26 protein-coding genes and 1 pseudogene are annotated in these 21,689 nt (G+C 42.7%); 11 read left to right on the top strand and 16 right to left on the bottom strand.

What is annotated here, in order from left to right; genetic code table 11:
* The 6 genes and pseudogenes from ASC50_RS06245 to ASC50_RS07330 form a co-directional block, all read left to right on the top strand.
* Positions 1 to 218 (top strand): annotated as a pseudogene (locus ASC50_RS06245) (hypothetical protein); the annotation flags it as partial.
* Between the two features lie 478 nt (positions 219 to 696).
* Complete coding sequence (locus tag ASC50_RS06240) at positions 697 to 1,074, top strand: PIN domain-containing protein (protein WP_056928835.1); 378 nt, start codon at positions 697 to 699, stop codon at positions 1,072 to 1,074.
* Positions 1,075 to 1,273: 199 nt separating this feature from the next.
* Positions 1,274 to 1,687, top strand: a complete 414-nt coding sequence (locus tag ASC50_RS06230) for a helix-turn-helix domain-containing protein (protein WP_056928833.1) — start codon at positions 1,274 to 1,276, stop codon at positions 1,685 to 1,687.
* A 513-nt stretch (positions 1,688 to 2,200) separates the two neighbouring features.
* Positions 2,201 to 2,614, top strand: coding sequence for a helix-turn-helix domain-containing protein (locus ASC50_RS06220; protein WP_056928831.1), 414 nt, complete (start codon positions 2,201 to 2,203; stop codon positions 2,612 to 2,614).
* 109 nt (positions 2,615 to 2,723) lie between these two features.
* The gene (locus ASC50_RS06215; RefSeq protein WP_055430696.1) at positions 2,724 to 2,930 is read left to right on the top strand and encodes a hypothetical protein; all 207 of its coding nucleotides are present in this window, start codon (positions 2,724 to 2,726) and stop codon (positions 2,928 to 2,930) included.
* The gene (locus ASC50_RS07330; RefSeq protein WP_158648543.1) at positions 2,927 to 3,067 is read left to right on the top strand and encodes a hypothetical protein; all 141 of its coding nucleotides are present in this window, start codon (positions 2,927 to 2,929) and stop codon (positions 3,065 to 3,067) included. Before ASC50_RS06215 ends, ASC50_RS07330 begins: the two co-directional genes overlap by 4 nt.
* Positions 3,068 to 3,199: 132 nt before the next feature.
* On the opposite strand, the gene rny is transcribed toward ASC50_RS07330, so the two are convergent.
* From rny to ASC50_RS06185, 6 genes are all read right to left on the bottom strand, one after another.
* Positions 3,200 to 4,747, bottom strand: coding sequence for a ribonuclease Y (rny, locus tag ASC50_RS06210; RefSeq protein ID WP_055430695.1), 1,548 nt, complete (start codon positions 4,745 to 4,747; stop codon positions 3,200 to 3,202).
* A 35-nt stretch (positions 4,748 to 4,782) separates the two neighbouring features.
* Positions 4,783 to 5,127: a cell division protein ZapA gene (locus tag ASC50_RS06205; RefSeq protein WP_055430694.1), complete on the bottom strand. Its 345-nt coding sequence runs from the start codon at positions 5,125 to 5,127 to the stop codon at positions 4,783 to 4,785.
* Positions 5,128 to 5,172: 45 nt separating this feature from the next.
* Entirely contained in the window at positions 5,173 to 5,466 is a 294-nt protein-coding gene (locus tag ASC50_RS06200) for a hypothetical protein (protein WP_055430693.1), read from the bottom strand.
* 277 nt (positions 5,467 to 5,743) lie between these two features.
* On the bottom strand, positions 5,744 to 6,157 hold the full coding sequence (locus tag ASC50_RS06195; protein WP_055430692.1) for a helix-turn-helix domain-containing protein: 414 nt from the start codon (positions 6,155 to 6,157) through the stop codon (positions 5,744 to 5,746).
* A 212-nt stretch (positions 6,158 to 6,369) separates the two neighbouring features.
* Positions 6,370 to 7,323 (bottom strand): IS30 family transposase, encoded by a 954-nt coding sequence (locus ASC50_RS06190; protein WP_055432963.1) that lies wholly within the window; start codon positions 7,321 to 7,323, stop codon positions 6,370 to 6,372.
* A 264-nt stretch (positions 7,324 to 7,587) separates the two neighbouring features.
* A complete protein-coding gene (locus ASC50_RS06185; RefSeq protein ID WP_082592119.1) occupies positions 7,588 to 8,013 on the bottom strand; it encodes a transposase in 426 nt (141 codons plus the stop codon).
* A 479-nt stretch (positions 8,014 to 8,492) separates the two neighbouring features.
* Here ASC50_RS06185 and ASC50_RS06180 point away from each other — a divergent pair, with 479 nt between their 5' ends.
* The 5 genes from ASC50_RS06180 to ASC50_RS07325 all read left to right on the top strand — a co-directional run bounded on the left by ASC50_RS06180 (position 8,493) and on the right by ASC50_RS07325 (position 12,133).
* Positions 8,493 to 8,756: a RagB/SusD family nutrient uptake outer membrane protein gene (locus ASC50_RS06180; protein WP_055432447.1), complete on the top strand. Its 264-nt coding sequence runs from the start codon at positions 8,493 to 8,495 to the stop codon at positions 8,754 to 8,756.
* A 62-nt stretch (positions 8,757 to 8,818) separates the two neighbouring features.
* Entirely contained in the window at positions 8,819 to 10,156 is a 1,338-nt protein-coding gene (locus ASC50_RS06175; RefSeq protein WP_055432448.1) for a DUF4959 domain-containing protein, read from the top strand.
* A 38-nt stretch (positions 10,157 to 10,194) separates the two neighbouring features.
* Positions 10,195 to 11,409: a carbohydrate-binding protein gene (locus tag ASC50_RS06170; protein ID WP_055432449.1), complete on the top strand. Its 1,215-nt coding sequence runs from the start codon at positions 10,195 to 10,197 to the stop codon at positions 11,407 to 11,409.
* Positions 11,410 to 11,648: 239 nt separating this feature from the next.
* Positions 11,649 to 11,819 (top strand): hypothetical protein, encoded by a 171-nt coding sequence (locus ASC50_RS06165; protein WP_158648542.1) that lies wholly within the window; start codon positions 11,649 to 11,651, stop codon positions 11,817 to 11,819.
* A 116-nt stretch (positions 11,820 to 11,935) separates the two neighbouring features.
* On the top strand, positions 11,936 to 12,133 hold the full coding sequence (locus ASC50_RS07325) for a hypothetical protein (protein WP_055432451.1): 198 nt from the start codon (positions 11,936 to 11,938) through the stop codon (positions 12,131 to 12,133).
* A gap of 194 nt (positions 12,134 to 12,327) precedes the next feature.
* Here the strand turns inward: ASC50_RS07325 and ASC50_RS06155 are convergent, their stop codons facing one another.
* From ASC50_RS06155 to ASC50_RS06110, 10 genes are all read right to left on the bottom strand, one after another.
* Positions 12,328 to 12,711: a PIN domain-containing protein gene (locus tag ASC50_RS06155; protein WP_055432452.1), complete on the bottom strand. Its 384-nt coding sequence runs from the start codon at positions 12,709 to 12,711 to the stop codon at positions 12,328 to 12,330.
* The gene (locus ASC50_RS06150; RefSeq protein ID WP_055432454.1) at positions 12,708 to 12,959 is read right to left on the bottom strand and encodes a hypothetical protein; all 252 of its coding nucleotides are present in this window, start codon (positions 12,957 to 12,959) and stop codon (positions 12,708 to 12,710) included. Before ASC50_RS06150 ends, ASC50_RS06155 begins: the two co-directional genes overlap by 4 nt.
* Before the next feature lie 138 nt (positions 12,960 to 13,097).
* Complete coding sequence (gene ccsA / locus ASC50_RS06145; protein ID WP_055432455.1) at positions 13,098 to 15,365, bottom strand: cytochrome c biogenesis protein CcsA; 2,268 nt, start codon at positions 15,363 to 15,365, stop codon at positions 13,098 to 13,100.
* Positions 15,350 to 16,282, bottom strand: coding sequence for a TIM barrel protein (locus ASC50_RS06140; RefSeq protein WP_055432456.1), 933 nt, complete (start codon positions 16,280 to 16,282; stop codon positions 15,350 to 15,352). The genes ccsA and ASC50_RS06140 overlap by 16 nt, the downstream gene beginning before the upstream one ends.
* A 13-nt stretch (positions 16,283 to 16,295) precedes the next feature.
* Positions 16,296 to 17,675, bottom strand: a complete 1,380-nt coding sequence (locus tag ASC50_RS06135; RefSeq protein WP_055432457.1) for a Gfo/Idh/MocA family protein — start codon at positions 17,673 to 17,675, stop codon at positions 16,296 to 16,298.
* A 43-nt stretch (positions 17,676 to 17,718) separates the two neighbouring features.
* Positions 17,719 to 19,257, bottom strand: coding sequence for an SUMF1/EgtB/PvdO family nonheme iron enzyme (locus ASC50_RS06130; protein ID WP_055432458.1), 1,539 nt, complete (start codon positions 19,255 to 19,257; stop codon positions 17,719 to 17,721).
* Positions 19,258 to 19,769: 512 nt separating this feature from the next.
* Positions 19,770 to 20,327 carry a hypothetical protein gene (locus ASC50_RS06125; RefSeq protein WP_158648541.1) on the bottom strand — a complete coding sequence of 186 codons (558 nt, stop codon included), beginning with the start codon at positions 20,325 to 20,327 and terminating at the stop codon, positions 19,770 to 19,772.
* Positions 20,328 to 20,336: 9 nt separating this feature from the next.
* On the bottom strand, positions 20,337 to 20,624 hold the full coding sequence (locus tag ASC50_RS06120) for a hypothetical protein (protein ID WP_055432461.1): 288 nt from the start codon (positions 20,622 to 20,624) through the stop codon (positions 20,337 to 20,339).
* A 261-nt stretch (positions 20,625 to 20,885) separates the two neighbouring features.
* Positions 20,886 to 21,137 (bottom strand): hypothetical protein, encoded by a 252-nt coding sequence (locus tag ASC50_RS06115; RefSeq protein WP_055432462.1) that lies wholly within the window; start codon positions 21,135 to 21,137, stop codon positions 20,886 to 20,888.
* A 133-nt stretch (positions 21,138 to 21,270) separates the two neighbouring features.
* Positions 21,271 to 21,483: a hypothetical protein gene (locus tag ASC50_RS06110; protein ID WP_055432463.1), complete on the bottom strand. Its 213-nt coding sequence runs from the start codon at positions 21,481 to 21,483 to the stop codon at positions 21,271 to 21,273.
* Positions 21,484 to 21,689: the final 206 nt, after the last annotated feature.

Genomic DNA, 21,689 nt, shown 5'->3' with positions numbered 1-21,689 from the left:
TCAAAGCTCGCAAGTCGCCTAATTCATTGAATGGGATTACCAAGCTGGTTTTTATAGTGCCACTTCGAACAAAAATAGATGCGAAGACCGGCATGTCCAGCATCAACTTCAAGAGCACCTTAGAAAATGTTTGCCTGAAAGAATTAGATACATGGCAAGAAGAAAATCTGACTGAAAATCAGACAGTTAAAAGAAGAAAAACGCTGTTGGCTTCGTAGGAAAAATGGAGAACGGTTTGAACACCCTACCCTACGGGATAAAAACAGAACGCAAAAATTTCACCCGATTGTAATCTGTTTGACAACCCAGGTGTAGGCGTAGCTGAAGTATGCTCTATTGCGTGTTATTGCGGGCTTGACCCGCAATCCCTTGTTTGCCAATTCAACTTTTATGCGTAACTTTGCACCATTAAAATGATAGAATTATGGTAGTTGAAAGAGTTGCAAACAATCAGATTACAATTTCGTTTTCTTCGGGGACGGATATTTTTGGCATTCGACGGTTGATTGATTAAGCCAAGTATTTGGAAGCCACATCTAAATCAAAAGCCCGACAGGCGGACATTGACAGTTTGGCGAGTGAAGTAAATACAAATTGGTGGAACAGCCACAAGCATCGTTTTCTCAAATGACAGTCGGTGTTGATGCAAATATTGTTTTTAGCGGCATTTTAAATTCAGATGGCTAAATTGGTGATTTGTTAATCAATTCCGGAAAACTGATTTCTTATATTGCGACGGATTTTTTGCGTACTGAAATCTATAGTCATCACGACAAATTAGTTAAAATATCGCAACTCACATTAGAGCAAGTACTTGAATCCGAATATCAAATTTACAAATCCATCACATTTATATCGGAAGAGCAAATCAGTTCGGAAAATTGGATGTTTGCAAGCAATCTTGTGTCAGACATTGACCCTAAAGATGTGGTTTATATTGCTTATGCCAAGCAATTTAAGTGCAAATTGTGGACAGGAGATAAAAAGTTAATGTCGGGACTTGCTAACAAGAGTTATCGTAATACGTTGTCAACCAGTGATTTGTTTGAAATTAGAAACAATCGGTTCCACTAACGAGCCTCCAAGTTTCATTTTTTTTCAAAAAAACTTCAAAAAAGTTTGGTACATATCAAATAAAATGTTACCTTTGCAGCAGAAATTTTGCAAATTATTTTACAATTTATTTCAAATCTATCATAAAATAATTGAAATTATGTGCAAAATGATATAAATTAATTATTGAATAGTGAAAACGTATTAAAAATATATATGTATGAGTGAAAGTTCTAATATTCAGTTAACAGGTTTTAAGAAACTGTTGATAGAAAAACACGTTACCCAACGGGTTTTGGCTGCCCGGCTTGGCGTTCACGAAAATGGTATCAATCGCATCTTGAGCAGTTCAACTATCAATAGTGACCGTTTGGTAGTTATTGCAGAGTGCTTGGACGTTGAGTATACTGATTTGTTGCACATAATGTTTGATGCACAGATGCGGGGACATGGATTGAAAAGCGAAATGATCGGTTCACAAATAGGCGTTCCAAAACCTGCAAATGTGGTTGATAAAGTGAGCGATTCTGCTGTGAATGAGGATGTTGTGCTGCTGCTACTTGAAAATCTCAAAGTGCTGAAACGGTGTGTTGAGGTGCTGACGCAGATTATGGTGCGGATGGATAGAGTGTAGACACGCTGAGCACTATGCTAATTTTATCTCCCCATCGCGCATTTTTCTCCAAACTTCACGTTTCTCTTGCCATGACATCCCTTCTGTGGCTTTTGCCATTTTTTCTTTTATCGCACGGAAAAATTCAACCGTGTGAAATTCTTCAATTGCTCCTGACTGTGTCCCTGAGATTGCATAAACGGTGTAAAATATTTTTTTGCTAACAAATATGAAAATCTTAGAGGCGTAATTTGAATTTGGGTGCAGTGTCAATCAGGAAAATAAAGTACCTGAAAATTGCTTCTTCGGGCAAAAAGTTGCCATTTTTATGAACAATAGTGGACAATCTCATTTTTTTCAAAAAAAACTTCAAAAAAGTTTGGTACATATCAAATAAAAATGTTACCTTTGCAGCAGAAATTTTGCAAATTATTTTACAATTTATTTCAAATCTATCATAAAATAATTGAAATTATGTGCAAAATGATACAAATTAATTATTGAATAGTGAAAACGTATTAAAAATATATATGTATGAGTGAAAGTTCTAATATTCAGTTGACAGGTTTTAAGAAACTGTTGATAGAAAAACACGTTACCCAACGGGTTTTGGCTGCCCGGCTTGGCGTTCACGAAAATGGTATCAATCGCATCTTGAGCAGTTCAACTATCAATAGTGACCGTTTGGTAGTTATTGCAGAGTGCTTGGACGTTGAGTATACTGATTTGTTGCACATAATGTTTGATGCACAGATGCGGGGACATGGATTGAAAAGCGAACCGATCGGTTCGCAAATAGGCGTTCCAAAACCTGCAAATGCGGTTGATACAGTGAGCGATTCTGCTGCTAATGAGGATATTGTGATGTTGCTACTCGAAAATCTCAAAGTGCTGAAACGGTGTTTTGAGGTGCTGACGCAGATTATGGTGCGGATGGATAGAGTGTAGGCGTAGCTGAAGTATGCTCTATTGCGTGTTATTGCGGGCTTGACCCGCAATCCCTTGTTTGCCAATTCAACTTTTATGCGTAACTTTGCACCATTAAAATGATAGAATTATGGTAGTTGAAGGAGTTGCAAACAATCAGATTACAATTTCGTTTTCTTCGGGGACGGATATTTTTGGCATTCAACGGTTGATTGATTATGCCAAGTATTTGGAAGCCACGTCTAAATCAAAAGCCCGACAGGCGGACATTGACAGTTTGGCGAGTGAAGTAAATACAAATTGGTGGAACAGCAACAAGCATCGTTTTCTCAAATGACAGTCGTTGTTGATGCAAATATTGTTTTTAGCGGCATTTTAAATTCAGATGGCAAAATTCAACGCTTTGTTTCCAATAATTACGGTCTGAAAGATAAAGATTTTGCCCTGTATAGAATCGCCGGTTATTTTTCATAGCACTCGAAATTATTTTTTTTAGCCCTTTTTTTTTTAATTAATTCAAAAATCAGAGAAACAGTTCAATAAATAGAACGATTATTTTCAAAAAGGCATTGTCATTGCGGGCTTGACCCGCAATGACAAATCCTATTATTTCGCAAACGCCACAGCCCGCGTTTCCCTTATCACCGTGATTTTCACCTGACCCGGATACGTCATTTCGTCCTGAATTTTCTTGGCGATTTCGTTGGACAGGCTTTCCGTCTCTGCATCGGTGATTTTTTCTGCGCCTACGATTACGCGCAGTTCGCGACCGGCTTGGATGGCGTAGGTTTTCAACACGCCCGGATAGGAGAGCGCCAGCTGCTCCAAATCGTGCAGACGCTTGATGTAAGCCTCCACGATTTCGCGGCGAGCACCCGGACGGGCACCCGAAATGGCATCGCAGACTTGCACTATCGGCGACAACAGACTGGTCATTTCCATTTCATCGTGGTGTGCCCCGATGGCGTTCACGATATCCGGCTTTTCGTTGTATTTTTCTGCCAATTTGGCTCCAAACACAGCGTGCGGCAATTCCGGCTCGTCATCCGGCACTTTTCCGATGTCGTGAAGCAGTCCGGCGCGTTTGGCTTTTTGCGGGTTAAGTCCCAATTCCGTTGCCATGATAGCGCAGAGGTTGGCTGTTTCGCGGGAGTGCTGAAGCAGGTTTTGCCCGTAAGACGAGCGGTATTTCATACGCCCAATCATCCGAACCAAATCGGGATGCAAGCCGTGAATACCCAAGTCGATGGTGGTGCGCTTGCCCGTTTCCACGATTTCGTCTTCCACCTGTCGGCGCACTTTGTGCACCACCTCCTCGATGCGAGCGGGGTGAATGCGCCCGTCTTGCACTAATTGGTGCAGCGACAGTCGGGCAATTTCGCGCCGCACGGGGTCAAATCCCGACAGGATGATAGCCTCCGGCGTGTCGTCCACAACGATTTCGATGCCCGTAGCAGCTTCCAAAGCGCGTATGTTGCGACCTTCGCGACCAATGACGCGCCCTTTTATTTCGTCCGAATCAATGTGAAATACCGACACAGCGTTTTCAATCGCCGTTTCCGTAGCCACCCGCTGGATGGACTGCACCACGATTTTTTTCGCCTCCTTGTTGGCGGTCATCTTCGCCTCTTCCATCACCTCGTTGATGTAGGCGGCGGCGGATGTTTGCGCCTCTTCCCGCAACGATTTCGCCAGCCGCTCCTTCACCTCTTCGGCACTCAGTCCCGAAAGAGCTTCCAAACGCTCAATTTCCATCTTGTGAACCTTGTCCAAATCGGATTTTTTCTGTTCCACAATTTCCAACTGATTTCTTAACCGTTCGCGCGCATTCTCAACATCGTGATTTTTCCTGTCAAAATCGGATTGTTTTTGCGAAAGTGCCATCTCTTGCTGCCTCGCTTTTGCCTCCTGCATTTGCAAATGGGCATTGCGTTCACTCGTCTGCTTCTCCCAATCGGCTTTCATGGTGATGAAATTTTCCTTCACCTCCAGCAACTTACTTTTTTTGAGAGCCTCCACCTCTTTTTCGGCGTCCGCTAAAATCTGTTGTTTCTTCGACCCGGCTTGTTTATTAGCGATAAACCAAGCCACAACACCGCCCAGCAACAGAGAAACGATGGCGGTAATTGTAGTAATTATTATTTGTGATGTCATTCTAAAATTGTATTATTAAATTGATACTATTATATTTATGCATAAAATTCATTGTTTTTTTTGTCTTCTTTGGGGCGATGTCGGTTCAGGAGATCTTCCAAACGAATATTCAAGCGATTCAGTTGCGCCAAAATCGGAGCTGTCTCATTTCGCAGACTCTCCCTGTGCGCCTTCAAAGAAAAATGAAAAGCCGTTAGCCGCATCTTATCAAGGTCGTCCAAATTAGCTGCGGAATAGTATGAACCATATTCCATAGCCTTGTAGCCCACATCGTTCGCCGCCTTCCGCATAATCTGTTCATCCTCGCGGGGGCATTTATAAGGGAAAAATTTTGAATAAATCCCTAATTTTGTCGGTATAAAATCATCCGTCTCTACCATTTCAATATATATTTAATTCATAATTCATAACTCATAACTCATAAACTATCCATTCAACAACGCAATGCACTGGTCAATATCCTTAACCATCTGTGTCACATTTGCTTTCGCCGCTGTTAAATCCACTTCCGTGCCTGCCAGTGCTTTCGCCATTTTGAGGTGTTCATATTTTGTATGCAACTCCTTATTTTCGTGGCTCAACTCGGTGTTTTGACGCTCCAACTCCAGATTTCGTTGCTTCAATTCACCATTTTGCTGACTCAAATTTTCGCACAACGACATCACCTGGTGTACATTAGCCTCCAAGATAGTCAGTTCGTTCGAATGTGCTTCTGTCATATCGTTTTAAAAATTTGCACAAAATTAGACATTTTTTTTGATATAACAAGAATTTAAACTTTTTTTTCGCTGTTTTTTTTCAAAATTGCAATTTCCGACTCTTTCCATCCATTGAAATGCAACACGATTTTGTCTGAACCGGAGAATATTTGAACTCAAGTCATCGGTGGTTTTGGATAGATAAAAAATCAAAACATTAGTGTCAGTACAAGAAGAACGTGAAGTTTGGAGAAAAATGCGCGATGAGGAGATAAAATTAGCATAGTGCTCAGCGTGTCTACACTCTATCCATCCGCACCATAATCTGCGTCAGCACCTCAACACACTGTTTCAGCACTTTGAGATTATCAAGCAGCAGCAGCACAATATCCTCATTCACAGCAGAATCGCTCACTTTATCAACCACATTTGCAGGTTTTGGAACGCCTATTTGTGAACCGGTCACTTCGCTTTTCAATCCATGCCCCCGCATCTGTGCATCAAAGACTATCTGCAACAAATCCGCAGGCTTGACGCTCAAGCATTTTGCAATAACTGCCAAACGGCTGTTTTTGATAGTTGGACTGCTCAAGATGCGATTGATACCATTTTCGTGAACGCCAAGGTAGGCAGCCAAATCCCGTTGGGTAACATGCTTTTCTATCAACAGTTTCTTAAAACCTGTCAACTGAATATTAGAACTTTCACTCATAATTATATATATTTTTAATACGTTTTTACTATTCAATAATTAATTTGTATCATTTTGCACATAATTTCAATTATTTTATGATAGATTTGAAATAAAATTTAAAATAATTTGCAAAATTTCTGCTGCAAAGGTAGCATTTTATTTGATATGTACCAAACTTTTTTGAAGTTTTTTTTTCACCGCAGATTCAACTTCTAAGTGCGACAAAATTTCTACAAAGATAGATAAAAAACTTCAGTTGGAGATTTAAAGCCGAGTTTTTCTCTGGGTCGGCTATTTATCTTGCTCTGTATCAGTTTAATATAATCATGAGAGTAGTCATCAAAATCAGTTCCTTTGGGAATATATTGTCGAATTAATCCGTTAGTATTTTCATTCAGACCTCGCTCCCACGAGGAGTATGGGTGTGCAAAAAAGAAGTCCAGATCGAGTTTTTTAGCGATATATTCGTGTTCTGCGAACTCTGTCCCATTGTCGGCGGTGATGGAGTGGGTGTTTTTTTTGTAAGCCACCAGCAGGTTGTGGACAACTTTTGCCAACGGGAGAGCAGCTTTTCCTTCGGGCAATTTTTCCATCATCAAGAAGCTTGTGAGCCTTTCGGTGAGGGTAAGGATAGCCCCTTTGCCGTCTTTTCCGATAATTGTATCTATTTCCCAGTCGCCCAAACGTTTGCGGAGATTGATGACATCCGGACGTTCATCGATGGAAATTTTATTTTTGATAACCACCTTTTTTCCACCGCCAACGGGTCGCTTGCGATGTTTTCCTCTGTGGCGCAAATGTGTCCAAAGAGTGCCTCCAGTGGCTTTGTCGGCACGAATATGTTGATAAATGCGTTCGTGAGAAACCATTGGAATCGCTTTTAATTTGCAATAGCCGACAATTTGTTCGGGCGACCATTGGTCTTCTTCGAGCCTTTTTTTTACTTGCCGCTCGACCGCCGCCGAAAACGTTCGCTTGCGGGTGTAGCGTTCTTTGCGTTCATCAGCCAACATTTGGGCATGGATAGGGGTATACTTGCGCGTGCCTTTATTGCGCTCAATCTCCCTGTAAACTGTACTGGCAGAGACATTTACAATCTCTGCAATCTTCTCTTTCGGGGTACCTGTTTGCAGTAATGCAAAAATTTCGTACCTTTGCTCCTTGATTAGTTGTTTGTATTTCATACAACAAAAGTAAATAAATTAATCGAACAGGGAGAACTTTTCTCTCTGTTTTTTTACTTTTGTCGTTCTTAGAAGTTCTGTTCGCGACCTCTTTATTTACGAGCAAAATCTAGGTTGCTCGTAATAGCGATTTTTCGCAGTTACTAATTGAACTTACCCACTATCAACCGACTAATTTGAAAAATCCAGCTAATCCACATTCTATATTACTTATTATCAATTAATTACAAAGTTGTTTTTTCATTTTCAAAAACTTACCCCCTCTCAAAATAGTGACAGCTGGGCGGTTGTGGGGCTTTTGTTTCGGCGTTTTTCGCCTTTGGGGTAAGCCCGCCTACCTTCGGTTACGACCCACTTCAAGTCTAAATGGCTTATCAAATGTATGCGCAGCAATGCTGCTATGGTTGAAAACATCTTCTTACTTTCAGTCATCGTTTGGATTACCTGTAAAAGCAAATAGGCTATCAAAGTACACCAGACCTGTGTTTTTATGCCGTTTTCCGTATCGGAATAAAAGTAGGTCAATTGAAAATTCTGTTTCAGTTTTTTGAAAGTCGTTTCAATTGACCACCGATTTTTGTACAGCAAAGCTACCTCCTCGGCGGTTATTTCCCAGTTGTTGGTGATAAATTTGTACTTTCTGCCCTGCTCGTCCTTGTACCAAACCAATCGCAAACAAAGCGTTTTCATCACTGTCTTTTTCTTCGTTTTCTTTTTCCCCTTCTCTTTTATTTCAACCCCTTCGGCTAAATCTTTTTTTCAGGTGCTATTATTTCGCAAACGGTGTTTTATCCCGTAGGGATTATAGCTCGGTAGAAATGGAATGCCTCCCCCATTCCTGCATCCCGTAGGGATGCAACATCATCCGCAAACGGTTGCATCCCTACGGGTGGGTTGTCAAACAGATTACAATCGGATGAAATTTTTGCGTTCTGTTTTTATCCCGTAGGGATTGTAGCTCGGTAGAAAATCATACCTCTCCTTCTCCCTGCATCCCGTAGGGATGCAACATAATCCGCAATCGGTTGCATCCCTACGGGATGCTGAAATGGGGGGCGGGGCGATTCTATTTTCTACCGAGCTACAATCCCTACGGGATAAAAACAAATGATGAACGAACAATATTCATAAAACATCCATCTTTTTAACACCCCACCCGCAAGGACGGAATGAGGAACATTGTCGCTAATGAAAGGAAATGTGAGCTTGCCTTTGAAGGACATATCTTTTGGGACATGATTCGCACCAAAAAGTCTGTTGAAGAGTTTAACAGACCGGCAATGGGATGGGTAGCAGAAGCCTCGGCGGCAAGTGACTTTTTCGCACTGACAGCTTGTCAACGGCGCGTATGGACACTGAGGGATTGCCTCTGGCCACTCCCTACGGATGAATTGAACAAGGACGAAAACCTCATTCAAAATCCGGGATGGTAGATATTAGAGTTTAGAGTTTAGAGTTTAGCGTTTAGATATTAAAAATTTAAAGATTAAAGATTATGAATAATTTTGGAAAAATAGCAATTTTATTGCTTCTTGTGGTGGCGGGCTTTTATGCTTGCCAGGAGGTTGAGAGGTTTGCCATCTCGTCGGATGATGCTATTCCGCCGGGAAAGCCTGTGCTTGACAGTGTGCATCCGCTTCCCGGCGGTGCCACGCTGTTCTTCACGATTCCCAGAGATGAGGATGTGATTAGTATCGAGGCCTCATACGAGGGGAAAAACGGTACCGTCATAGCAGCCGTGTCAATCTATGCAGATTCGCTCAATGTGTTCGGTATGAGTGACACTACTGAACACAGTGTTGAATTTTATGCCAAAGACAGGGCAGGCAACAAGTCAGAAATTGTACCTGTCAGTATCATTCCTAAGACACCGGCCTTCCAGAGAGTATCCAACTCGCTGAAAGTGAAACCGGCCTTCTCAGCCTTGCAGGTAGAATGGGATAACGACCTGGGACAAAGCATCAACGTATATTTTAATTTAACATATAATCTCAACGGTGCCCCAATTTCCGTACGGCGTGCCATTTCGTCCAAAAAACTTTTCGACCGTCAGTTTATTAAAGGGTTGGAACTCTCTGAAACGGAACCTGTTTCTGTGAGCTATTCCATTAAAGACGCTTATGGCAACGAAAGCGAGACCGTAAGCGTGGGACAGTTGTATGTGGTGAGGGATGTTTTGCTCGACAAAACGAAATGGGTATTGCCTGAATCCGGCACAGAGATTGGAAGAGATACGGCAGGAAATAGACCGGTGTATCAGTCCGGAGGCGCTTTTGAAGGACGCATAGATAAGGTTATTGACGATATTATTGAGAATGACGGTTCCCGGATTGTTTCCAACTTTGCCTTCTTCGGTGGCCCGTTTTATGTTACTGTGCCAAGCTTAGGCTCTATTAATGTCAACTCGAATCCATTGTGGAATGTCATTATTGACCTTGGTGACTATTACGAGCTGAGTCGCATTGTAACACACCAGCGCTGGACGTATGGACAAATTATTGCGGACTTGGATCCCAATAATAGAGGTCGGTTGTACGGTGCAGAGAATGTGGGCATATACGAAGTTTTCTATTTGGACGAAACGACCGACGAATGGATGCTTATCAATCAGACAAAAATCCCCAAGCCACTAGATAATATGAGTGATAGGGATGTTGTCTTTCAAGCTGCAAAAGGCGACGAAGCATTCATGTATCCCGATGAGCCGAAATACACGCCCAAAACGCGCTATTTTAGATACAGACCGATTGCCGGGTTTCTTGATGATTATGCGGTCGCTAATAATTGCTGGGCTTTGGGTGAAATAACACTGTATGGGAGAAAAGCACAGTGACAGAAATTGAGAAATTAAAAATTTAAAAATAAAATAAGATGAAAAAGTATGTTTTTTTGATAGGAATGGTTGCATTGATGAGTTCATGCAACGGTGATATATACGACAATATCAAGGAGTTTGTCGATTCGGAAACGGTTTATCCGGCCGGATATGACCAAACAAAGATCTATCTGCTGTCAGGATATGACAGAGTGGAAATTTATTTGATGGGAGACACAGTGAAGGACAAACTGAAAGACAATCCCCATCTGGCAAAAGCCATTAAAACAGTGGTAAAATGGGGCGAAGGACCGAATGAGAAGATGGAGTTTACGCCTGCCCGTGCTTGGGTGGATGTAACAGGTCTTACCGTTCCCCAAGTCTATCACTTTCAGGTTTATACCGAAGATGAGTTTGGCAATATCTCCACTCCGGTGACGATTGGCGGCAAACCGTTCACTGAGGCTGATAAAGCTTTGCTTGTATTTGGCGTATCGAGTTCTGCCAACGCATCGCAAGCTATTATCACTCCCACACCGGATCCTGCTTCTTATACTGTAGCCGGTGGTGAATACAGTGTTAATGTCGATGGTACAGTGCGTTCGGGCTCCGTCACTGACAGAATCGTGTTGCTGAATCTGTCGGCAGGTACGACTTACACTGTTCATTTTACTTTGAATTTAAGTTTATTCCCGTTGGGCGTAGTGGATACACTGTCTATGGCGTATGACCTAGATGTCACAACCATGACCACGGCGGACTTGAACGCTTACATAAACTCAACGACCCCATTCCCTCCTACGGCGGATGGTCTAATAGGCAATCAGTATTATGTTAACAGTTCAACGCCATGCATCATCAGCGGGGGAGCTTACGACTTTGGCGGAGCAGATTTGGGTGTCCGCTGGGGACAGAACAATTCCAACATCTTGGGTGGCAAGAATTCTCAAAACTATCGGTCAGCCGGAGGTGAGACAGGCGGTCCCCATTGGGGCGGCTGGGGAGGAATTGATTATAATTCCATTGACGACGAAACCACCGGTCTCGTCGCTGTAGGATGGATGCAAATAGGAAATTGGTGGGCATATACGGTGGATGTAGTAGATCCCGGAGTATATAAGATTGAGTATAATCGGGCTACGACGAACAACGGCTGTCGGGTCACTCTTACCCTCGACAATTTAGACGTCCTTGGTGTGATAACCCTTACCAATAACGGTAGTTGGTCTGGATCCCAACATAGAAATTCAGTTGGCTGCGGGAAAACATAAACTCAAGTGGACATGTGTTGCTACCCAACACAATTTTGGTGGATTGCGGTTGACGTACGTGAGGCCGTAGTAGGGCTAAGTCGGCAAAAAATGATTAGATAGGAATGGCTGCGGGTAATCGCAGGCATTTCTGTCTTTTTTGTGGGGGGGGGCACGACTGGGCAAACCCGTAAGATGGCTGTTTATACAAATTTTTGTGCTACCTTTGCAACGAAATATTTATGTATAATAAAAACGATATGGAACAGTTACAACCGGTGCGACAGGCACAAACAGGATTGTGGTGTGATGACGAAACGCCACAATTTAGTGAAGAATTTAAAGAGTTGATGGCAAATTCAATCACGGCAGAGGAGTTAATTGAGTATATGAACAAAGAAATTGACTCATGGCCATGGAAAGACAGGTAGTATTTTCGAAAGATGTTAAAATTTATCTGAGAGAATTAGCCATATTACTTTTCGAAAAAGGGTACTTTGGAACTCCTGAGTACGCAAAGGCTTATGTAGCTGCAATAGTCCTTTTCATGAAAACGAATATTGGGCTTCATCCCGGCAGAATAGCACCACCCTATTTTAGCTTGTATGGAGAAAATTTAGAGTATATCAAATATTCGGCAAATAAACGCACATCATGGTACGCCTTCTATCGACAAGAATGGAATGTTTTTGTCGTGCGGCATATCACCAACAACCACGTAGCCGCGCAATATTTTGTGTGGTAAACAGAAAAAGCATAAGCAGAAAAGTATCATCTAAATCTTCCGACCACGACCGGAGAATGCCCTACGCTATTGCTCGAAAGCTTTCAGCCTTAACCTGACGCCCTATTGGTAAATCCAATATTTTGCCGTTCAGCAGCGGAGGTGGAATATGGAAAAGATTGGCTTACTCGTTGAGACGATAGTCTTGAGCTTAGTTATCGCATACACCAATTTTCAATTTTGATGCCATCAAGACGGTCAAAATCTTTGACGTTATCGGTAACCAATATTAGCTCATTTTTGATTGCAGTCGCCCCTATCAGCAAGTCAAAATCGTCGTTTAGAGGTGTTCCCAATTTTCTAAGTCTGACCTTTTCTTTTGCATAAACATCCACACAGCCAATAATTGGAAGTATTGTTAGTTCTTTCAACAGATTGTTTATCAACTCATGGTGTTTTTTAGGATTACTACTATTTTCTGCGCCAAAACGCAATTCAAACACAGTAATCTCTGAAATACAGCAATGTTTTCGTCCGGTCAAATTTAACTTACCTCTAAAATGAAAGGCGCAAATGTTTGTGTCTAATAGATATTTCATACAAATATGGGGTCTTTTTCTCTGAATTTGCGATTGGCTTTGATTTCGGCTTTAATTTCGTCCACACTTTGGTCTGCATTTTCCCAACCGCCATAGGATAAGTCGAACCCATTAGCAGATTTCCGCTTTGTTTTCTTCGTGTCCAACAATTTTTTTGTCAGAGTTTCTCTACAAATATTGCTGAGGTTATTAAACAAAATTGAGTAAGCCTCCACAATATTCTTTTCAGTATAAGTCATTACAGCCATAATTATCTTTGATAAAAATTGATGCGACAAAGGTACGATAATTATTTTATACGGCAAACTTTACCTCCGCACTGCGCTTTTGCCCAATAGTAGTAAATCCAAATGCCGATTTACGGTGAGCAGATATTTTTATCAAACTCACCCGCCATACGAGTGCATGCCTGCCAGGTAATAATTCACGCCGAAGTAGGTCATCAGGACACATGCAAAGGCGATGACAGTCAGCCAGTTGAAGATGCGCGGATTGTTCCATTTCTCTACCAAGCGCAGGTGGACGACTACGGCATATACCAACACGGTAATCAAAGCCCAGGTTTCTTTCGGGTCCCAGCCCCAATAGCGTCCCCACGATTCGTTAGCCCATATAGCACCGAGAAAAGTGCCGATGGTCATCAAAGCCAATCCTGCCCACAGTGCCAGTTCGTTGATGATGGTCAGTTCCTGCACCCGTGCCGTTAGCAAGAGATTTTTTCCTTTCCGGTTGATACTTATCAGGACAAGATTGGTTAGTCCCAGCAGGAAGCAAAGTCCGAAAAATCCATACGCACCTACGATTATCGCTACGTGGAGCATCAGCCAGGGCGATTTGAGTACGGGAACTAAGGGGCTGATTTGCGGGTCCATCCAATTCAGTCCCGACACAAAAAGGATAATTCCCCCGAACAGTGTTGCCAACGCAAAGGTGATGGCACTTCGACGGGCAAAAAGCAATCCTGCGAAAACGGTGATACACGCCACATAAACCATCGTTTCGTAAGCGTTGCTGAAAGGGGCGTAACCGGCTATGTACCAGCGAAGTCCGATTCCTGATAAATGATAGAGCAACCCGCAGAGAATAACGACAAAAAGCAAGCGGATACTTCCCGCCAACCACCGTTTCCTTTTGAACAGGGAGATAAATGAGAGGAGGAGCAGGATGCCACCAAAAATCAGGTAAAGCTTTTTGCATGAGCGGAATATGTTCAGTTGGTTGTACAACAGTTCCGTTTGTAATTTTGTGTTGTCGATGTGCAAAGTGGAGTTCGTTTCCTGAAAATCGCGGATAGATGCAAGCATTTCATTGGCTGCTGTCCAATTGTTGTCGCCGGTGTTTACTGTTTTCCGTACATTTTCAATGTACAGGTCTAATAAACTTTCGGTCGAATCAGTATTGGAAGTATGCCATTTGTGGTCTTTGTCGCCGGCTTGCGGAAAGAGATTCAGCATCCGACCATTCGTCAACTGGAAAAAAATATTGATTTGCTCATCTAATTTTATCAGGTCTTTGTCGAATTTGCTTCGTTCGGAAGGCGGCTTGGCGAACACCTGTTCCAAATCGTCTTGCAATTTGTAGCGACCATGCTTGTCAAATGCCTCAATATAAGCACATTGTTTGGGGGTGAGATTATAGCTGACAGCAATTTCCTTATTTTTATATGTGATTAGGGGAACGTGCATCCATTTTTCGGGAAAAGCGAGCAGACTCAACAGGAACTGGTCGGGATTGAGATTGTCGAATTTTTCTGCGTGGTGCAGTTTCCGAAGTGCTTCAGATGCGAAAGTATTGACCGGCTCCAAGCGTCCGTCAATGGATTGCAGTGGCAATTGACCGAATGCGGCAGCGTGGGCGGCGTCCACTTTATGTGCCTGTGCCTGGAGTGTACAAGGCAAGAGCAGGAGTAGCAATCCGGTGAGCAATGATTTGGATGTTTCCTGTAACTGTTTGAGTTCGCGAATCAAGCGGCGGAAGCGGGTTTCTTTGCCGATGAAACAGAGGATAAAACCAAGTGCCAGCAAGGCATAACCGGTGTAAGTGACGGTGCGTCCGGCGACATCCCGATTGACGGACAGGATAGTGCCTTTTTCGTCCTTGTCGTATGAAGCCTGAAACAGACGGTAGCCTTTCAAATCAAGTACATGGTTCATGGAAATTTTTCTCTCGAAAGTCTCCTCGCCGTTCTGAATCTGAACATGACTTTCAAAACCGGACGGGCTGGCAGAGCCGGGATAGCGGCTGAGGGTAAATTTGAGCAAGTTTAGTTGAAAAGGCAGTTGGTGCTTGGTGTCGCCTTTATTGGTGCGAACAAGCATCGTATTGACCGGTTCGCCTTCCCGCAGGTGAATCATGCCTTCTTTCCCGAACAAATGGGTCGTCAGCGCACCTGCCAGAATGACTATCAGTGCACCGTGGATGACAACGAAACCGACTTTGCCTTTTCTGAAAAGCCGGTGTTTGAGCGATGAAAGGATAAAATTAACAATTAGAAAGAGTTGCAGAAGAATAAAAACGGGGGAGTAATAAACAAGAATTTTTGCCAATTCCGTTCCCCAGTATTTTTCTATAAAAGTGGCTATCGCCAAACTCAGGGCATAGACCACGAGTAAGACGATAGCCGTTTTATAAGAATAAATCATGCTTTTTTCCATTGCTCGCGCAATAAGTTTACCGACGCGGGGACGATGATATTTCTATCTCCCTTACACCCACATTCATAACTCACGTAATTACCGTAGTTAAGCGCTTTCAAGGCAGAAAATCCTTCGATGTAATTATCTGCTTCTCCGTCTTCACTCGGCATACTGCGGCGTTTGCGGCTTGCAATATGCACATGTTTCAGGTATTTACCGGCAGAAATGAACGCGCCTTTATCGGAAGCTTCTTCAAATGTCATGTGCCAGAAATCGCCCATACATTGGATGCCGGGGTTGTTGATGTCGCGACAAATAGATGCGGCATCGGCTACCTGACGTAAGAAAAAAGCTTCGCCGCGATTCAAAGGCTCTAAGATAACGCATGTGCCGTGCTCTTTGGCATAATCACCCAATAAATTGAGCTCTTTGCAAAGAAAATCGCGTGTCTCCTGTGTATGCGGCATAGCCGGTTTCTGACCGTTGAAACCCGGTACGAGAATAACGCCGGTTGAGCCGAGTTCACCTGCTGCGGCAAGTATTGATTTCATTGTATCAATACACTCTTTTCGAACCGCTTCGTCGGTGGAAAGGATGAAACCTTTGAATCCGGCGCAAATGGCACTAATCTTTATATTCCGTCCTTTCAGAGCGTCTTGAAATTCTTTCACCCGGCCGGCAAGACCGCCGCCACTCGGTTCAAGACCTACGACTCCTAATTTTTCCATGAAGTCCAGTTTTTCCTTTAAGTTACTGCCGGGGGCAATACCTTCCTGGAAAGAGAGCTTCAGTTCGACGTTGGATTTCTTTTGCTTACCTGCTGCTGCTTTTGCTACTTGCTCAGCTGCATTGGCCGTTGCCGGAATAGCACCTAATGTGGCGAGTGCAGTACCGGACAGCGATGCTCTTAAAAAATTTCTTCTGTTCATTTCCATAACTATCTATTTATTAAGCTTTTCCGGGAACAGGAACAACAAACCCTTTCATATCCATCTTTTTCTTCAAATCCAAATCAGCGGGCATAAGGTCTTGCGAAGAGGCCGAAATCTGGTCCCAGGTAACTTCCCGTCCGGTATAAGCCGATTCGCGTCCCATAACGGCAGCCAAGGTAGAAACTCCCAAGTCGGTAGCCATATCAATGGTTTTGTTGGCACGGATATGATTAACCCAGTTTACATGTTCCAAGACGTAGGGGTTGCTTTGCTGGAATTGTTGCTTTTGCGCTTCCCAGTCGTATTTCCATATTTCGTTGCCGGCTAAATCTTTGATTACATGCCCGGCAGATGTCCACGAGCCTTTTGTTCCCTGGATAAATTCGCTGACATTGTCTTTACAACCGGAAATCTGGCGGCACATACTGTGTACATGTATGCCATTTTCCATGGTGAAATCCACACTGAAATTGTCAAATTGGTCACCTGTAACGCGACGTTGACGCGAACCGAAAGCAACGGCATTGACGGGTTTTACGCCTCCGCTGAACCAGGTAAATACGTCGATGTTGTGTACGTGTTGTTCCACGATATGGTCGCCGGAAAGCCATGTCCAGTTCACCCAGTCACGTATCATCCACTCGGCATCGCTCCAATCTTTCTGCCGGTTTCTGTACCAAAGCTGACCACCGTTCCAATAAACCACAGCACCGGTGATTTCGCCGATGTATCCTTCCATGATTTTTTTGTACGATTCTACGTAAGGCCGATCGTGATGACGTTGATTACCGGTTATTACGGCTAAGTTTTTAGCGGAAGCCTGTTTGGCAGACGCAATAATTGAGCGGTAGCCTGCCGGGTCAACGGCGAGTGGTTTTTCGAGGAAAGCGTGTTTGCCTTTTTCCACCGCATACTTAAACTGTTCGGGGCGGAAATTCGGCGGAGTAGCGATAATGACCATGTCCACACCGCTGTCAATCAATTGCTTGTAGGCGTCCAAACCGATAAAGCGCTTGTCGGCGGGAATGTCAATGTTCTTTTTCTCTTTCAGTTGTTTTGCCGCACCTTCCAAGCGGTCAACGAAAGTGTCTGCCAAAGCGGTGATAGTCACACCATTGGCGGCATTCAAAAAGTCAAACGCGGCACCCGTACCACGTCCGCCGCATCCGATGAGGCCGGCTTTCAATTCGCGCCCGTCTGCTGCCTTGTCGGGGAGTTCGGGAATGTAATACGTTCCCGCAGCTTTCAAGGGCGTGTAAACCGTCCCTTTTTCACCTTTACAAGAGCTGAGTAAAGCAGAGCTACCCATGCTCATTGTACCAATAGCACCGCTTGCGAGTGCTGTTCTCTTAATAAACGACCTCCTGCTGATTTCGTTTCCGTTTTTTTTCTCCATCATAATTATATATTTAATATTAAAAATTATCTATTGCTAACTGTCATGGCACACAAACGATACGGAAGCCTATTCCGCGAATGTCTGAGTACCACCAGATACTTTTGGGCTGTTGGGGGTCGGTTTTCAACCAGGCGTCATGCTTGGAAAAATCCCGTGCGGCGCAACGCAAATCGGCTGCATCGGAGGCATAATTGCCTCCGCGTACTACCCAATCCTCACCTTCGGTCACCAACGGGTTAGTCGCATTGTCACCTGTTTTGGTGTAAGCTTGCGGGTCGTATTTGTCGGCGCAATATTCCAATACATTACCCAACATATTTTTCAGTCCGAAAGGATTTGCTTTCACTGCATCCGGCTCTTGGGTGCGGTTTTTGCTGTTGTTGACATAGATTGCATAGTCCGAAATCACTTGGACGTCTGCATCAGAGAAATTCCGCCAGAAGCCTTCGTTGGAGTAGCTTTTGGGTTTACCTTCAAAGAAATACGGGGTTTCCGTACCACCGCGGGCTGCGTATTCCCATTCTGCTTCCGTCGGCAGGCGGTATTTTTTTCCTGTTACTTTCGACAACCATTGGCAGAACGTTTCTGCGGCATAGTGTGTCATGGTGATTGCCGGACGGTTGCCGGAGCCCCAACCCTGATTAGGAAACCCAAACGGCGGAGTAGGACCGCTAATGGCGTCCACATCTGCACGGCTGTTATTGGCATAGACAGCTTCCGGCGGAGTACGTCCTTCGCTTTGGGTTTTAAAGAAAAATTCATTATACATATCCCACGTAACTTCCACTTCCGACATAAAGAAAGGGCTCAGGGTTACGTTGTGAACAGGTCCCTCGTCCGGCTTGTGAAAAGATTCTTTCTCAGGACTACCCATTTTGAACGTCCCACCGGGGATGGCAATCATGTCGAACGATATGGGAGAACCGGGTATCTGCTCCCGGAAATTTTCGAAAGCCGTAATCGGCGTCGCGGTTTTGAAATACAGCGAAGGGTCTACTTTGGGAACGTTGATATCGCCTATCGCAAGTTTGCCGTGTTTGTAATTCGGGTTGTAATGACCGGCATCCAAGTGGCAACTGATGCATTGCAGGTCCAGTTTTTTTTCATTTTCGTCATAATATAAATGTGCGGTAATGCCGTCGTCGTTAATTCCTTCGGGGAAAAGATTGTGGTGGCAGTCCTTGCACGATTCGTTGGGAATATAGGTTACGGCCTGTTCAATTTCCGACAGAAAGTCCCAATCAATGTCGGCACTGTCTTTTGTCAAAAATGACCACAAGTCGCGGGCACCTAATTTGAGTTTCGCTGTGTAATGGTCGTAGGTGTTGGTCTTGGGCGGGAGGTGGCAATCAACGCAATGGACGCGTGTACCGCTTTTGTTATTGAAGTGGTGCGATTGCTTCCAACTGGTCGTAGCATGTGGATGCACATGACACATGGCGCACGAGTCGTCCGTGGAAAAATAAACCGAAGTCTGATACGCGGAGATGACGATACTCATTCCCACCAACAACCCCAAAATAAGGTAAAAGGATTTTCGATGAAAAAAACTCCCCTTTCCTGTAAAAAAACTCCTCATTCCTGTAACAAAACTCCCTTTCTCTAAGGATTCTGTTCGCTGTTTCTTACTTGCCATTTTCTGTTCTTATCTAACGGGGACTTCCAAAAACACCAAATTTACATTCCGATTTTACAACAGAGCCGAAGTCCATTTAAACTCTGTTTCAAAATCGGGGGCAAAGATATGCAAAAATTTTATACAAACCAAATATTTTTGAAACTTTTTTCTTCATAACCTTTTTTTATAAAGCTATCTTGCTTCATCCAATATGAACATCAGATAAGACAAGATAGCAAAAATGGTTCTTCACTGCAAGATGCAAGCGCAAACAAAACAACAACAAACATAATTAATATCATGATGGCAGTGATTATATTCACTATTTTATGTTGCTTACGATATTTTTTATCTTTGGAATAATACATTTTCTTCGCATAGTAAGATTGAGTTATGACAACAAAAGCCAAAAAACAAACGTGAACGACAAGATGCGGGTATTCCGTGATGAGAGATAATGTAGCATTCATAATTTATTCTAGCAAACTTTTTATTTTGTTACTCAATTCCTCTACGCTCAAATTTTTAGCGATGATTTTTCCATCGCTATCTATTGAAAAAGTTACTTTTTCTGCTACCGACTGTTGTCCACTTGCGTTTTTTATATCATAATATTTTTGTCTGGTCGCTTCCGTCAAATTTGGAAGAAATTCGTTTAAGTCATCCTCTCTGATTTTCATCGCGTATAGCAAGAAAAAAAATTCCCCTATCGAATTTTGAATATTCTCGGTCAGAAAGGAAATCATTTTTTCATAAAGGTCCTGTGCATGTAAATAGCTTTGCTCAGAATCAAGTGCTGCTGTGCCCACACTCATCATATCTTGATAAAATACCTGCATAGGCATAATAATATTGTTCGTTAGTTTATCGTTGTTTGGTGTACCTGTCGCATAGAAGTATCCGTTAGGTTCAGCATCCTGATAAATATAGTTAATAAATCCGGGTTCAATCACGAGCCAGCTACTCATCGTTATTAACTCTGTGCCAATCATGTATAAAGATGGCTGTTCACCGGCAATCCCCTTAAACATAAAATGATTTTATTCATTTTCTAAATCTTCTTTAAGCTCGTCTGTTTTATGTAAGTTATTCAAATTATTCATGGAATAACCCCAAAAAAGTCCGCCCATTAGCCACAGAGGTATTCCTATTATTACTCCTGCCAAAGTTATGTTTTCGCCTCTTAATAATGGTAACAGAAATGTGATTGACAGATACATAAAAGCACCCCACAACAATCCGGCTCTAATACATTTATTGCTTTTATATGTTTTCAACATATTTTTAATAGATAATTTCTGAAATTTATTGAATTGTTTCTTTATCATTTTCCTTTATTGTATTTCATGAATTGTTGTTATCAAAATCTACTCCAATTGTCGAAACAATCAGAGTAGATTCATTTACTTATGATTCTTTACAGAAAGGAATATAAGAGGACCTATCAGGGGTAGAAAAAGCACTACCAATAGCCAAATAGGATTTATTCTTATTCCGGACTTTCCCTCTTTATATATCTTAATCGCTGTAAGAATATAGACTAAAAGAGATAAAACGATAGCTAATAATACTAAATATTTCATATTATTTTATTTTAAAATTGTTTGTTTTTTCCACTGCCAATCATAATCCGCCCAAAGCCGCTCACATTCATGCGCAATTGCTAAACTCTTGTCATATTGCTGCACTACATTTAGTTCTGCTGTCATACGGTTGTAAGTCATATAACCGGCAAACAAAACAACAAGAATAATTACCGGTCGCAGGGCATACAAACTCTTCTCCCGGATGTGCCAAAGATGTTGTGAGAGCACGTTTTCAAAATTTAATTTCCGTTTCATACAGTTTATTTTTTACTGTGTGTATGTACATATAAAATATCGGCTCAAAGATACGACATATTTTTTAATCTACCAAATCCAATACAAACCTATCAACAAAAACAGAAAAAAAATCACATGCTGTCGCAGATTCTTATTTATTCATCACTTTATTGCCGGAAGCAGCTATTGCCCCTATTAAAATATTGTCCCAGCCTAAAGTATCTTTTGCATATTCAGCCCATTGGTGATTAAAGGATTCAAATGCTTCATATTCAGCTTTATGCTCTGAAAGCGGAGTTAATTCAAACCAATCAAAATGTTCATAGATCGTCAGATATAACAGCTGTATATGATTCTTTTCCAATGCGGCTAAATCTTTTTTTCAGGTGCTATTATTTCGCAAACGGTGTTTTATCCCGTAGGGATTATAGCTCGGTAGAACTGGAATGCCTCCCCCATTCCTGCATCCCGTAGGGATGCAACATCATCCGCAAACGGTTGCATCCCTACGGGATGCAGGGTGGAGGTGAGGATTGGCTTTTCTACCGAGCTATAATCCCTACGGGATAA

The organism is Candidatus Symbiothrix dinenymphae, from assembly GCF_001431085.1.
Note: the sequence above shows the minus strand (reverse complement) of the source record. Positions and strands in the feature narration are given on the sequence as shown.